Genomic DNA, 12,476 nt, shown 5'->3' on the forward strand with positions numbered 1-12,476 from the left:
AGCACCTTCAGCACCGTGCTGGGCACCATCGGCGCCTAACAGCCCTCAGCCGACCTGCGCACCCCCTGGGTAGTTACGCGCCAGATCACCCAGATCATCGGCGTGATCGACGAGATCGCCTTCCAGACCAACCTGCTGGCGCTCAATGCCGGCGTCGAGGCGGCGCGGGCCGGCGATGCCGGCCGGGGCTTCGCCGTGGTGGCGTCCGAGGTGCGGGCCCTGGCCCAGCGTTCGGCCGAGGCCGCCCGGGAGATCAAGGCCCTCATCTCGACGTCGGGCGCCCAGGTCGAGCAGGGCGTGACCTTCGTCGACCAGACCGGCGAGGCGCTGATCCGCATCGTCGACCAGGTCGCCGAGATCGACGGCATCGTCGGCGAGATCGCGGCCTCGGCGCAGGAGCAGGCGTCCGGCCTCGACCAGGTGAACACCGCCATCAACCAGATGGACCAGGTGACGCAGCAGAACGCCGCCATGGTGGAGGAATCGACGGCCGCCAGCCACACGCTGTCGCAGGAGACGGCCGAACTGGCCCGCCTCATCGGCGAGTTCCGGCTGGAGGCCGGCGCCGAGACCGCGCGCCGCGGGCCCGCCCCGGTGGTCAGGATGGAGCGCCGCCCCGCCGCCGCGCCGCAGCCGATGCTGAAGCCGGTCGGCCGCGGCGGCGCGGCCCGCCGGCCCGAGGCCGAGGCGGACTGGGCGGAGTTCTGAGCCGGGCCCGCGGGGGAGCGGGCCGCCCGGCGCGGCTTCAGGCCGCCGCGCCGCCGTCGAGGAACAGCCGGAAGGCCGGGTTGTCGCTCTCGTCCCAATAGGGATAGCCCAGCGCCTCGACCGCCGCGGCGAACCGCTCGCGGTCCCCGGGGGGCACCTCGAACCCCGCCAGCACCCGGCCGTAGTCGGCGCCGTGGTTGCGGTAGTGGAACAGCGTGATGTTCCAGAACTGGCCGAGGCTGTTCAGGAAGTTGAGCAGCGCCCCGGGATATTCCGGGAACTGGAAGCGCAGCACCGCCTCGTGTTCGAGCCCGGCGACCCGGCCTCCCACCATGTAGCGCACATGGGTCTTGGCGATCTCGTTGTCGCTGAGATCCTCGACGGGATAGCCGGCGGCCGCCAGGGTCGCCAGCACGTCGCGCTTCTCGGCCTCGCCGTTGCGCAGCTCGACACCGACGAAGATGTGGGCCGGGATGCCGGGCCCCGTCTGGCGGTAGTTGAATTCGGTGATGGAGCGCGGGCCCAGCACCTGCATGAAGCGGCGGTAGGAGCCCGCCTCCTCCGGGATGGTGACGGCGACGAGGGCTTCCCGGCGCTCGCCGATCTCGGCCCGTTCGGCGATGTGGCGCAGCCGGTCGAAGTTGAGGTTGGCGCCGGAATTGATCGCCACCAGCGTGCAGTCCTCGAGGCCGTGGTCGGCCGCGTAGCGCTTCAGCCCCGCCAGCGACACGGCGCCGGCCGGCTCCGAGGTGGCACGCGTCTCGTCGAAGATGTCCTTCACGGCCGCGCAGATCTCGTCCGTCGTCACGGTGACGACCTCGTCGAGGCAGCTGCGGCAGATGCGAAAGGTTTCGGCCCCGGCCTGGCGCACCGCGACGCCGTCGGCGAAGAGGCCGACGCGGTTCAGCACCACCCGCTCGTCGGCCGCGAGGGCGGCCTTCATCGAGGCGGCGTCGTCGGGCTCGACCCCGATGACCTTCACGTCCGGCCGCAGGAACTTGACGAAGGCGGCGACCCCCGCCGCCAGCCCCCCGCCGCCGACCGGCACGAAGATGGCGGCGATCGGCCCCGGGTGCTGCTGCAGGATCTCCATGCCGACCGTGCCCTGGCCGGCGATGACGTCCGGGTCGTCGTAGGGATGCACGAAGGTGAGGCCCCGCTCGGCGCAGAGCGCCTGGGCATGCCGGTAGGCCTCGTCGAAGTTGTCGCCCGCGATGACGGCGTCGCCGCCGCGCGCCCGCACGCCCGCCACCTTGATGCCGGGCGTCGTGCGCGGCATCACGATCGTGGCGGCGACCCCGAGCTTCTGCGCCGCGAAGGCGACGCCCTGGGCGTGGTTGCCGGCCGAGGCGCAGATGACGCCCCGCTCCAGCGCCTCGCGCGGCAGGCCCGCCATCTTGTTGTAGGCGCCGCGGATCTTGAAGGAGAACACCGGCTGCAGGTCTTCGCGCTTCAGCAGCGCCCTCACGCCGAGCCGCTGCGACAGCGCCGGCAGGGGGTCGAGCGGCGTCTGGATGGCGACGTCGTAGACCTTCGCGTTCAAGATGCGGCGCGCGTAGTCATTGAGGTCGACGGCGTCGGGTCGGGGCTTCGACCGGGGCAGGTGCAGGGTCATGGGCGGGCGGGCGGGGGCTCGGACGGGGATGGCCGAGGGTGGTGCGCCCGAAAGCCCGCCGATGCAACCCTCGCGGCCACGCCGGCACCCCCGCCTCGACGGTGCCTCGCCTTGACGGGGGCGACGCGACCCCGCCATGGAGGGCCGTCGCCCGAGGATGATGCCCGTGATCGCGCTCGACTTCCCGTTCCCCCGGCCGCCGGAACCCGGCGCCACGCTCGAGATCGCGCCGGGGCTGCACTGGCTGCGCCTGCCGCTGCCCTTCCGGCTGAACCACGTGAACCTCTACCTCGTCGCCGGCGACGACGGCTGGACGGTGATCGACGCTGGCGTCGACACGCCGGAAGCCCGTGCGCTGTGGGAGGGGGTGCTGGCCGGGATCCTCGCCGACCGGCCCGTGCGGCGCCTGATCGTCACCCATTACCATCCCGACCACGTCGGCGCCGCGGCCTGGCTCTGCGAGCGCACCGGGGCCGAACTCGTGATGGGTGAGACCGAATACCTCACGGCGCGGGTGCATCGGCTGGCCACCGCCGACGACCTCGCGGGCGAGCGGAGCTTCTATGCCGGACACGGGCTCGGCCCCGCCGAACTCGACCGCATGGCGGAGCGGCTCGACCGCTACCGCTCCGTGGTGCCGGCCCTGCCGCGCCGCTATGCCCCGCTGCGCGACGGCGATCGCCTGCGCGTCGGCCCCTTCGACGCCGAGGCCATGCTGCTCGCCGGCCATTCGCCCGCCCAGGCGCTGCTCCACGTCCCCGGCCACGACCTGCTCTTCGCCGCCGACCACGTGCTGCCGCAGATCTCGCCCAACGTGTCGGTGGCCGAGGACAAGCCCGACGACGACCCGCTCGGCCGCTACGTGGCGTCGCTCGAGGCGCTGCCGCGGCGCGTGCCGGACCGCACGCTGGTGCTGCCCGGCCACCGCCTGCCGTTCTTCGGCCTGCACCGGCGCTGCGCCGAACTCGTCGACCACCACGCCGCCCGCTGCGCCGACATCGCGCGCTTCTGCGACCCCGCGACGCCGCTCACCGCGGCCGAGATCGTGCCGCTGCTCTTCACCCTGGACCTCGACGCCCACCAGTTCTGGTTCGCCTTCAGCGAGACGCTGGCCCACGTCAACATGATGGCGCGGCGCCGCGAGCTCGTTTCCGTGCAGGACGGCGGCGTGCGGCGGTGGCGCCGGGCACCCGCGGGACTGGCCCCTTCCGCGCCGTCCTGAGCCGCCGCCGCCGCCCAATCTCCGCGCGACAGGGGGCGCGCCCCGCATTAACCTGACGGCGACGGCATGAATCGCGCATAGGTCCGCGCCTGCGTCGCCCGCCGCATACCGCGGCCGGGTCGCGCATGGCGGCATTCGCTTCTCAGGAGCCCGCCGTCGCGAGGGCCAACGATGCGCATTCACATCGGCTGCGAACTGGCGTTCCAGCTCTCCTATCCGACGCCCATCCTCATGCTGCTGAACGTCCACCCCTCGCGCGAGGGCGACCTCGAGGTGCGGGACGCCATCGTCACGGAACCCGCCGTGCCGATGCAAGCCTTCGACGACGCATTCGGCAACCGCTGCACGCGCCTCGTCGCGCCGGCGGGGCGCTTCGCCATCACGGTCGACGGCGTGATCCGCGACGGCGGCGCGTGGGATGCCGTCGACGAGACCGCCGCGCAGCATCCCGTCGAGGAGCTGCCGACCGAAACGCTCGGCTTCCTGCTGGCGAGCCGCTTCTGCGAGAGCGACGACCTGTCGAACGAGGCCTGGCGGCTGTTCGGCGGGACGGAGCCGGGGTGGAAGCGCGTCAAGGCCATTGTGGACTTCGTGCACCGGCACATCGCCTTCGACTACCAGGATGCCAGCGTGTCGCGCACCGCCGCTATCGCCTATGCCGAGGGCCGGGGCGTGTGCCGCGATTATGCGCATCTCGCGGTCGCGTTCTGCCGCGCCATGAACTTCCCGGCCCGCTACTGCACGGGCTACATCAGCGACATCGGCCTCGTGCCGCCCTTCGGCCCCGGCGATTTCGCCGCCTGGATCGAGGTCTATCTCGGCGGGCGCTGGCACATGTTCGACCCGCGCAACAACGCCCCGCGCAAGGGCCGGATCCTGATGGCCTATGGGCGCGACGCGGCCGACGTGTCGCTCACCCACACCTTCGGGTCGAGCTGGCTCAGCGACTTCCGGGTGTGGACCGACGAGATCGTCGAGGCGGCTCCGGCGGCGGCCTCCGCCGCACCGCTCGCCGCGTCGATCGACCCCGTGGTCCCCGAGCCCGCCGCTTGACCGCGGAGGCCGACCTCCGCCGCGCCATGGTGGACACCTGCCGCCGCATGAACGCGACCGGCCTCAACCAGGGCACGTCGGGCAACCTGTCGGCGCGGCACGCCGAGGGCTTCCTCGTCACCCCGACGTCGCTGCCCTACGACGCCATGGAGCCCGGCGACCTCGTCGCCATGGGCTTCGACGGCGGCCACGCAGGGGCGCGGCGGCCCTCCTCGGAATGGCGCTTCCACCGCGACATCCTGCGCGAGCGCGGCGACGTCGGCTGCGTGCTGCACAGCCATTCCGTCTATGCCACCACCCTGGCCTGCCACCACCGGCCGATCCCGGCCTTCCACTACATGGTGGCGGTGGCGGGCGGCCCGACGATCCGCTGCGCCCCCTACGCGACCTTCGGCACCCAGGCCCTGTCGGACCACGCCCTCGCCGCCCTGGAGGGCCGCCGCGCCTGCCTGCTCGGCCAGCACGGCACCATCGCGCTCGGCGCCACCCCGGCCGCCGCCCTGGCCCTCGCCGTCGAGGTCGAGACCCTGGCGCGGCTCTACGTCCAGGCGCTGGTGCTGGGCGAGCCGCCGGTGCTGCCCGACGAGGAGATCGCGCGCGTCATCGATCAGATGCGCGGCCTCGGCTATGGGGCGAATGCCTAGCGTGGGCTGCCGAAGTTCTGGCGGGGGTCGAGGGCCGGAGGTGACGGTGCTGTCTGGCAGCGGGATGTGACGTCCTTCATGACGGAGGACCGGCCGCTTCCGACCCGAACGCGCCGTCTGGCACCGGGCTGATTCGTCCGGAAGCAGCCGTTGAGGATCAGCAGCGCTTCGGCAGGCGAGTGATAGCCAATTCGATTGAGGTGGTTCGTTTTGCAAAGTTCGGTTCGGGTAGGGGGTCTTGAGATCCAAAACGGACTGGCAAGCCGGTTCGCTTTAGGCATGCCCAAAACGAACCGGCGTGCGACCGCAGAGAGTCCAGCGCGGGACACCTGGGTGTAGAGCGGAAAGCCAATGCCGAAGCGGTGCTCCGGTTCGAGGCTGAAGCCGAGAAATCTTAGATCGGACTGCTTAGACTTTGCCTCGTCGAAGATGCGGAGGGTTAGGCATGCCTGCCTGAAGCCGACACCTTCACCGGTCAGGTACACTGCACCTTTGGACTCAGCCATGGATCGTGTGATAATTCGAACTTGTGTAGCCGTATGGGTCCGTCACGCTTTTGGTATAGTAGATGTATTGCGATCCCGCATCGAATTGTCCGTCCGTGCGCTCGAATGTGTCGTGCGTGTAGCTGTATGAAGAGTACCCGTTTGATCTATAGCTCGATGTCCGCGTTGTCCAATCAAGATACTCGTTACTACCTGAATAATGATATACTCCTATGAATGATGTGTCGTTTTGAGTTAGGTAATCGTTTGAAGGGTACGAAGCGTAATTAGCTCCTATTGAGTAATCTGAATAGGGGCTATTAAGAGTATGACTTGTGTAGTCATGATAAAAGTTATTGGATCTGGTGCCATAATCAGACCCCATGTATGTGTAGCCGGAATTACTGACAAAGTCGTTCTTATTATACGTGAAATTGGACGTGTAAATACCACCTCGTTGTGACTCGTACGCGTAACTGCCGTGGTAGGCGGTCTGCACGGCGGCGGATGAACCTAAGCCATCCAGCTGCGAGACAGCGCCGGGTCCCTGATAGGACGCACCGTAGCCGTAATATCCGTAGCTCATATCCGGTCCCCACTCGACGGCCGTTGTCAGGCTTGCCGGCAGACTATCGCAATCCGGCATAGCCCCAATCGGGGAGAGAAGCAGCATGGGTCGCAGGTAGACGCCTTGCGGGTACATGACGTCAGGACCTCGCACCATGCACCCGCCACGCCCGAGGCGACGGTGGCGGTCGGTTGATCGCCGCGACGCCCTCGATCCGGTCTGCCGTGCGAGCGGTGATACGCGTGACCTCGGCCAGGTCTGTTTTTGCAGAATGCGCTGGTTCGCTTTAGGCGTCCCCAAACCGAACCGCTCCAGGCGGGCCCTCGGAGCCGGGCCGAAGCGGTCTCCTACGGGCATATCTATAATGGGCCTCCATAGCGAGATTGCCGGCAGGAACCTGAGGTGGTGAACCGCCCTGCCCACTTCACCGTCGCCGACTTGCGTCGGGCCGTGAAGGTGGCTCAGGTGTCTTGGCCAGATTAGTTGGTCGAAATCGACCCTGATGGGACGACTCGCCTCGTTCGACGGCCGGCTAGTGCGCGCCCTAGAACGGCGGGGCCGGAGGAGCCCGAAATCGTGCTCTGGTAAAGCATTGCTCCCCGCCGCTTCAATTTCGCCTCACCGTTCGCTAACGCTGGGTTGGCAGGTTCAGGCGGAGGGAGGGAATGATGTCGGGATACGGCTACGAGGCAGGCACCTACGGTGGGTATGGCGGAGGCTACGGCTACTACGATCAGCTCGGCCCGGCATACTTCGATTTGAACAGCGAAGCTGCGCAGTACCTGTCTGGGCCGGGCTCCACCTTCACCTCTAGCTCGTCGCAACGCAGCGAATATCTACACGAAAACGAGAACGGCAGCATCTTCGGGCAGTTTTATCATCATAGCGGAAGTTATTACGCGATACAGACATCCTATAGCTACTCATCTGATGGTACGACATACTACTCCAGCAACGAGTTTGTGCGAGACGCGAGCGGACTTTCATTCTCACAGTTTTATAACGGGCAGCCGATATATGCTACGTCCGGCAGTTTCTATGAGTCCGGTTACTCTGTCAAAAACGGGGGTTACTCCACCGGCGGTTTAACAAAGGCCAGTTCATATAGCTACGACAACGGATCGTACAGAAATGAATACAGCGATAGGACGTTCGAGCGAGGATACAGCGGGGCTTATGTTCCTCATACTGGATCATATTATCACGCGAGCACATATTATGATGCCTCAACGGGTTATACGTACGGTTCTCACAACTGAGCCGAACGCCTGGCACTCCGTGCGACTTGCCATGGCCTTTCCATAGGGCCGTGGGCGAGGCGACGGCGGCCTCGACGGCGTGTCCCGCATGGTGCGCGCCGGAGCACGGCAGTTCGCCTAGAGTGTACCCAAACCGAACCGGCCGGAGCGGGCTCGGGTTCATCGAGCGAATATGGCGAGCGGCACCTAACGTCCGTTCACCTGCTGCCTTGACCTGAAAGCAGCCCATCCGCTGTCCACCCCCTCCCGACGTCACGGCCTCGATCCCGCGGCGACGCGTCGCTCCGAACCCCTGCCGCATCACAGGAAACTCTGCGGCTCCACGTCGACCGCTACCCTGAGGCTTCCCGTCGCCTTCGGCCCCGCCGCCAGGATGGCGCGCAGGCAGCCCTGCAGGTCGGCCGAGCGCGGCGCCTTGACGAGCAGGCGGAAGCGGTACCGCCCGCGGATCATGGCGATGGGGGCTTCGGCGGGGCCGAAATCCTCGATGCGCGGGGCGTCGCCCGTGATGCCGTAGGCGGCGCGCGCCAGGGCGGCGGCATGGGTCTCGGCCGCGGCCCGGTCGGTGCCGCTGACGATGAGGGGCTCCTATCGCCGTCGGCGCAGTGTGGGCCGATGAGACCTCGACCTAGGAGAGGCGATACAACGACTGGCGCGGTGAGGCGGAGGGTGACAAGCGCCACGTCACCTGTCGATTGCAAACGGGCCTGCAGGTGTGCGTACGCCCCTCCAACGCGTGACTTCAGCGAGACGCCGGCTGGGTGAGCCTTGCCATCGTCTGAGGAGTGCCGGAGCCTGGTGCGGCAAGGCCGACGCATTCGCAGTCAGCGACAAATAGCACTTGATCGACGCTTCGCTATCAGCGACAGATCGGGCATGCGACTGACCTACTCCCCCTCCGCCTTGAAGGCTCTCCGCAAGGGACCTGCCAAGGAGATGGCGGCTCTCCGGGCCAAGCTTCAAGAGGTCGCTGCTGACCCGCTCGGCCCGTATCCATGGGCCAAGCGGCTGACCGATCAGCCCGGCTACCGGGCCAGACAGGGGGATTGGCGTGCAGTCTACCGCTTGGACCACACGACAGACGAGATGATCGTCGACATCATCGCTCAGCGTGACGAGGTCTACAAATGAACGCCATCCAACCCATCGCTCGCACCGAAGACACCGTAACGCTGCGCCTTGTGGATTACGAAGCGCTGATCGCGGCGGCGGAGGATGTCGAGGACATCGCAACGCTGTACACCGCCGAAGCACGAGAGAAGGTCTTGGGCAAGGATGCAGCTCGTGCCGACAACCTATCCGACGAACTCGTCGGAAGGCTGCTCGACAGAGAACATCCCATTCGGATCTGGCGGGAGCATCGTGGTCTGACGTCCCAGGCTCTTGCTGACGCAGCCGGTGTCTCCCGCAGTTATCTTGCGGAGATCGAGGGCAAAAAGAAGCCGGGGTCTGTTCAGGCTTTCAGGGCTCTCGCTGCGGCGCTCAAAGTTCCTGTCGACGAATTGTTTTTCGAAGCCGAGTGAGCTGGGAACCGGGAGCGGGCCATCCGCATCCCACCCAGCCCGGTCGTGGCGGATCGGCCGCTGTCCACCGCCTCCCGACGTCATGGCCTTCATCCCTTGGCGACACGTCGCCCGAACCCCCGCCGCATTACAGGAAGCTCTGCGGCTCCACGTCGACCGCCACCCTGAGGCTTCCCGTCGCCTTCGGCGAATTCGCACCAGCGTCGAATCGAGAGCAGTTCATCGGCTTGGAGCCGCCAAGGCGACTCGGAGAAAGCCGATACTGCTCTCGCCAGTCCGTCCAGCTTCGTGAACCTGGTCGCACCTCAAGTCGCCGCGCGCCTCGGACTCGGCCGGCGGCGTCGATTGCCGCCGGCGCGGTCCTCATCGGCGCGTCCGAGGACGTCACCCGCGGCGACGATGCACGCTCACCATTTCTGGTGAACGTGCGGGGCGATGCGCTCGCGGTAGACGGCGCGGGCTCGATCGAGCGCGTCGGCGGTGAGCGGCGGCAGGCCGCCCGCAGCGGCGTTGGCCTCGGCTTGGGCGCGGTCCTTCGCGCCGGGGATGACGACCGACACGGCCTCGTCGGTCAGGATCCAGCGCAGGGCGAACTGCGCCATCGTGGCCTCGCCCGGCACGAGGCCCCGGAGTTCCTCCACGGCGGCCAGGGCGACGTCGTAGGGCACGCCCGAGAAGGTTTCACCCACGTCGAAGGCTTCGCCGTGCCGATTGAAGCTGCGGTGGTCGTCGGCCGCGAAGGTCGAGCCGGCCGACATCTTGCCGGTCAGCATGCCGCTGGCCAGCGGCACCCGCACGATCACGGCGACGTCCTTCGCCCGCGCTTCCCGGAAGAACAGCTCCGCGGGCCGCTGCCGGAACAGGTTGTAGATGATCTGGACCGAGGCGACGTTCGGGTACGCGAGCGCCTTCAGCGCCTCCTCGACCTTCTCGACCGACACGCCGTAGTGGCGCAGCTTTCCAGTCGCCACCATACGGTCGAGGGCGTCGAACACCTCGGGCCGGTAATAGACCTCCGTCGGCGGGCAGTGGAGCTGCACGAGATCGAGCGCGTCCACGCCGAGGTTCGCGAGGCTGCGGTCGACGAAGGCTTCGAGGTTCGCGCGCGTGTAGCCGTCGGCGACGTGGGGGGTGAGCCGCCGCCCCGCCTTGGTCGCCACCACGGGGCGCGCGCCGCCGCGCTCGCGCAGCACGTCGCGGATGATGCGCTCGGAGCGGCCGTCGCCGTAGACGTCCGCCGTGTCGAGGAAGTCGACGCCCGCGTCGAGGGCCGCGTGCAGCGCCGCCTTCGCCCCGTCCTCCGACACGTCGCCCCAGGATCCTCCGATGGCCCAGGCGCCGAAGCCGACCTCCGACACCTCCCAGCCCGTCCGCCCGAACCGCCTCTTGTTCATGCCCATGACTTCATTCCCATGCCTTCGTTCCCATGTCGCGTCTGCATTCGTTCGAACTCGACATGCCCCAGTTCACGGCATGAGCTGGCCGCCGTTCACCTCGATGACCTGACCGGTGATGTAGCCGGACAGCATTTCCGAGGCGAGGAACAGGTAGGCGCCGACGCAATGCTCCGACGTGCCGACGTAGCCCATCGGGATCGTCTTGCGCTGCGCCTCGAGCTGTTCGGCGTTCGTGTAGCGGTCGTGGAACGGCGTCGCGATCACGCCGGGCGCCACCGCGTTCACGCGGATGCGGTCGGCCACGAACTCCTTGGCGTGCCCGCGGGTGACGGTGGACACGAAACCCTTCGCCGCGGCGTACAGGATGGCCCCGTTGCCGCCGCCGTTGCGGGCCGCGATGGAGGTGGTGTTGATGACGAAGCCGCCCTGGCGCTTGAGCCAGGGGTGGGCGGCGCGCGTCGCCGCCAGCACCGAGCGGGCGTTGAGGTCCATCACGCGGCGGTAGTGTTCGTCGGTCATCTCGGCCGTCGGCACGCGCCCCAGCATGCCGCCCGCGTTGTTGACGAGGCCGTCGAGCCGGCCGAAGGCCTGCGCCGCCGCCTCGACGACGCGCTCGCTCACCCCGTCGGCCGACATGTCGCCCTGGACCAGCACGGCCTCGCCGCCGGCCGCCGCGATGCTGTCCAGCAGGCGCGCGGCCTCGTCGCCGCTGGCGTTGTAGTGGACGGCGATGCGGGCGCCCTGGGCCGCGAAGGCGCGCGCCACGGCGGCCCCGATGCCCGTCGAGGCGCCCGTCACCAGCACGGCCTTGCCCCCGAGATCGGGCACTCTCAGGCCGTCCATCGTCGGTGTCGCGTCCATCCCGGTCCTCCCGTGTTCATTCGCCGGAACACGATAGCCCTTGCCGCGCCGCGCACACGTGCTCAGAGGTGATTTAAATTCATTGTCACCGCGAGGCGAGTTCATCGATGCCGGCCTTCGACCGTTCCGACCTCCCCGACCTCATGACCTTCACCACGCTGGTGAGGCGCTGCAGCTTCAAGGCCGCGGCCGTCGAGCTTCGCGTCACCACCTCGGCCGTCAGCCACGCCATCCGGCGACTCGAGGACCGGGTCGGAGCACGCCTTCTCAACCGCACGAGCCGCAGCGTGGTGCCGAGCGCGGCTGGGCTCGCCCTGGCGGCCGACCTCGAACGGGGCTTCGGGGTCATCGGCTCGGCCCTGGCCCGGCTCGACGACGCGTCGCGCTTCGGCGCGATCCGGCTCAATGTGCCCCGCGACGCCGCCCACCTCCTCATCGGTCCCGCGCTGCCCGACTTCGCGGCCCGCTTTCCCGACGTCGACCTGACCGTGGTGGTCGAGGACAGGCCGATCGACGTCGTGGCCGAGGGCTACGACGCCGGCATCCGCTTCGGCGACGCCGTGCCGGAGGACATGGTGGCGGTCGCGCTGACGCCGCCGCTGCGCTGGGTCGTCGTGGGCGCGCCGGGCTACCTCGAGCGCGAGGGCGAGCCGGCGACGCCGGCCGACCTCGCGCGCCATCGGTGCCTGCGCCTCCTGCTGGGCGACAACACGGCCTATCGTTGGGAGCTCGGGGACGGCGACCGCCTCGTCAGGATCGAGGCCGCCGGGCCCTATACGATCAACGACACGCAGACCACGCTCGACGCCGCCGTCGGTGGCATCGGCCTCGCCTACGTCCTGGAGCGGCGCGTGGTGCGCGAGATCGAGGCGGGCGCCCTGCGGGTGGTGCTGCCGGGCTGGGCGTCCACCGGCGCGGGCCTGCACATGTATTATCCGGGCCGGCGCCACAGCCATCCGGCGCTGCGCGGGCTGATCGACGTCGTCAGGCGGCAGAACGGGCTCCAGCCCCTGGCCTGAACCCGCAGCCGCGAGAGCCGTATCGGCTTTCTCCAGGTCGCGTCGGCGGCTGCAAGCCGACGTCCATCGAGGACGGGGCGGACCCGGCCGAAAAGGCTGGTGCAGCCCCCCTCACCGAGCCC

General features: G+C 68.4%; 11 protein-coding genes and 2 pseudogenes. 8 read left to right on the plus strand and 5 right to left on the minus strand.

The window, feature by feature from the left end; all coding sequences use genetic code 11:
* Positions 1 to 75: 75 nt before the first annotated feature.
* A pseudogene (locus D3272_RS16485) lies at positions 76 to 708 on the plus strand (methyl-accepting chemotaxis protein); the annotation flags it as partial.
* Positions 709 to 745: 37 nt separating this feature from the next.
* On the opposite strand, the gene ilvA reads toward D3272_RS16485, so the two are convergent.
* Positions 746 to 2,323, minus strand: a complete 1,578-nt coding sequence (gene ilvA / locus D3272_RS16490) for a threonine ammonia-lyase, biosynthetic (RefSeq protein WP_129220313.1) — start codon at positions 2,321 to 2,323, stop codon at positions 746 to 748.
* Positions 2,324 to 2,489: 166 nt separating this feature from the next.
* Between ilvA and D3272_RS16495 the strand changes: the two genes are divergently transcribed.
* The 3 genes from D3272_RS16495 (at position 2,490) to D3272_RS16505 (ending at position 5,242) form a co-directional block, all read left to right on the plus strand.
* Positions 2,490 to 3,545: an MBL fold metallo-hydrolase gene (locus tag D3272_RS16495; RefSeq protein WP_165361385.1), complete on the plus strand. Its 1,056-nt coding sequence runs from the start codon at positions 2,490 to 2,492 to the stop codon at positions 3,543 to 3,545.
* A 171-nt stretch (positions 3,546 to 3,716) separates the two neighbouring features.
* Positions 3,717 to 4,598: a transglutaminase-like domain-containing protein gene (locus tag D3272_RS16500; protein ID WP_129220315.1), complete on the plus strand. Its 882-nt coding sequence runs from the start codon at positions 3,717 to 3,719 to the stop codon at positions 4,596 to 4,598.
* A 26-nt stretch (positions 4,599 to 4,624) separates the two neighbouring features.
* The gene (locus tag D3272_RS16505; RefSeq protein ID WP_129220453.1) at positions 4,625 to 5,242 is read left to right on the plus strand and encodes a class II aldolase/adducin family protein; all 618 of its coding nucleotides are present in this window, start codon (positions 4,625 to 4,627) and stop codon (positions 5,240 to 5,242) included.
* Here the strand turns inward: D3272_RS16505 and D3272_RS27985 are convergent.
* Positions 5,239 to 5,748: a glyoxalase superfamily protein gene (locus tag D3272_RS27985; RefSeq protein WP_245496620.1), complete on the minus strand. Its 510-nt coding sequence runs from the start codon at positions 5,746 to 5,748 to the stop codon at positions 5,239 to 5,241. The two genes, D3272_RS16505 and D3272_RS27985, sit on opposite strands and share 4 nt — an antisense overlap.
* A gap of 1,212 nt (positions 5,749 to 6,960) precedes the next feature.
* Here D3272_RS27985 and D3272_RS16515 point away from each other — a divergent pair.
* The gene (locus D3272_RS16515) at positions 6,961 to 7,554 is read left to right on the plus strand and encodes a hypothetical protein (protein WP_129220316.1); all 594 of its coding nucleotides are present in this window, start codon (positions 6,961 to 6,963) and stop codon (positions 7,552 to 7,554) included.
* A gap of 300 nt (positions 7,555 to 7,854) precedes the next feature.
* Here D3272_RS16515 and D3272_RS16520 read toward each other — a convergent pair.
* A pseudogene (locus D3272_RS16520) lies at positions 7,855 to 8,136 on the minus strand (primosomal protein N'); the annotation flags it as partial.
* Between the two features lie 294 nt (positions 8,137 to 8,430).
* On the opposite strand from D3272_RS16520, the gene D3272_RS16525 reads away from it, so the two are divergent.
* Complete coding sequence (locus D3272_RS16525; protein WP_207210233.1) at positions 8,431 to 8,685, plus strand: type II toxin-antitoxin system RelE family toxin; 255 nt, start codon at positions 8,431 to 8,433, stop codon at positions 8,683 to 8,685.
* Positions 8,682 to 9,077 (plus strand): helix-turn-helix domain-containing protein, encoded by a 396-nt coding sequence (locus D3272_RS16530; protein ID WP_129220317.1) that lies wholly within the window; start codon positions 8,682 to 8,684, stop codon positions 9,075 to 9,077. The genes D3272_RS16525 and D3272_RS16530 overlap by 4 nt, the downstream gene beginning before the upstream one ends.
* A gap of 407 nt (positions 9,078 to 9,484) precedes the next feature.
* Here D3272_RS16530 and D3272_RS16535 read toward each other — a convergent pair whose 3' ends face one another.
* Both D3272_RS16535 and D3272_RS16540 read right to left on the minus strand, forming a co-directional pair.
* Positions 9,485 to 10,471, minus strand: a complete 987-nt coding sequence (locus tag D3272_RS16535) for an aldo/keto reductase (RefSeq protein ID WP_207210234.1) — start codon at positions 10,469 to 10,471, stop codon at positions 9,485 to 9,487.
* A 72-nt stretch (positions 10,472 to 10,543) separates the two neighbouring features.
* Entirely contained in the window at positions 10,544 to 11,335 is a 792-nt protein-coding gene (locus D3272_RS16540) for an SDR family NAD(P)-dependent oxidoreductase (protein WP_129220319.1), read from the minus strand.
* Between the two features lie 107 nt (positions 11,336 to 11,442).
* On the opposite strand from D3272_RS16540, the gene D3272_RS16545 reads away from it, so the two are divergent.
* Positions 11,443 to 12,354: a LysR family transcriptional regulator gene (locus D3272_RS16545; RefSeq protein ID WP_129220320.1), complete on the plus strand. Its 912-nt coding sequence runs from the start codon at positions 11,443 to 11,445 to the stop codon at positions 12,352 to 12,354.
* Positions 12,355 to 12,476: the final 122 nt, after the last annotated feature.

It is taken from the genome of Lichenibacterium ramalinae (assembly GCF_004137085.1).
Classification (GTDB): Bacteria; Pseudomonadota; Alphaproteobacteria; order Rhizobiales; family Beijerinckiaceae; genus Lichenihabitans; species Lichenihabitans ramalinae.

Bases quoted from the DNA above. Each gene is read 5' to 3' on its own strand.
- ilvA (WP_129220313.1), bottom strand. From the start codon at position 2,323: ATGACCCTGCACCTGCCCCGGTCGAAGCCCCGACCCGACGCCGTCGAC.
- D3272_RS16500 (WP_129220315.1), top strand. From the start codon at position 3,717: ATGCGCATTCACATCGGCTGCGAACTGGCGTTCCAGCTCTCCTATCCG.
- D3272_RS16505 (WP_129220453.1), top strand. From the start codon at position 4,625: ATGGTGGACACCTGCCGCCGCATGAACGCGACCGGCCTCAACCAGGGC.
- D3272_RS27985 (WP_245496620.1), bottom strand. From the start codon at position 5,748: ATGGCTGAGTCCAAAGGTGCAGTGTACCTGACCGGTGAAGGTGTCGGC.
- D3272_RS16515 (WP_129220316.1), top strand. From the start codon at position 6,961: ATGATGTCGGGATACGGCTACGAGGCAGGCACCTACGGTGGGTATGGC.
- D3272_RS16525 (WP_207210233.1), top strand. From the start codon at position 8,431: ATGCGACTGACCTACTCCCCCTCCGCCTTGAAGGCTCTCCGCAAGGGA.
- D3272_RS16530 (WP_129220317.1), top strand. From the start codon at position 8,682: ATGAACGCCATCCAACCCATCGCTCGCACCGAAGACACCGTAACGCTG.
- D3272_RS16535 (WP_207210234.1), bottom strand. From the start codon at position 10,471: ATGAACAAGAGGCGGTTCGGGCGGACGGGCTGGGAGGTGTCGGAGGTC.
- D3272_RS16540 (WP_129220319.1), bottom strand. From the start codon at position 11,335: ATGGACGCGACACCGACGATGGACGGCCTGAGAGTGCCCGATCTCGGG.
- D3272_RS16545 (WP_129220320.1), top strand. From the start codon at position 11,443: ATGCCGGCCTTCGACCGTTCCGACCTCCCCGACCTCATGACCTTCACC.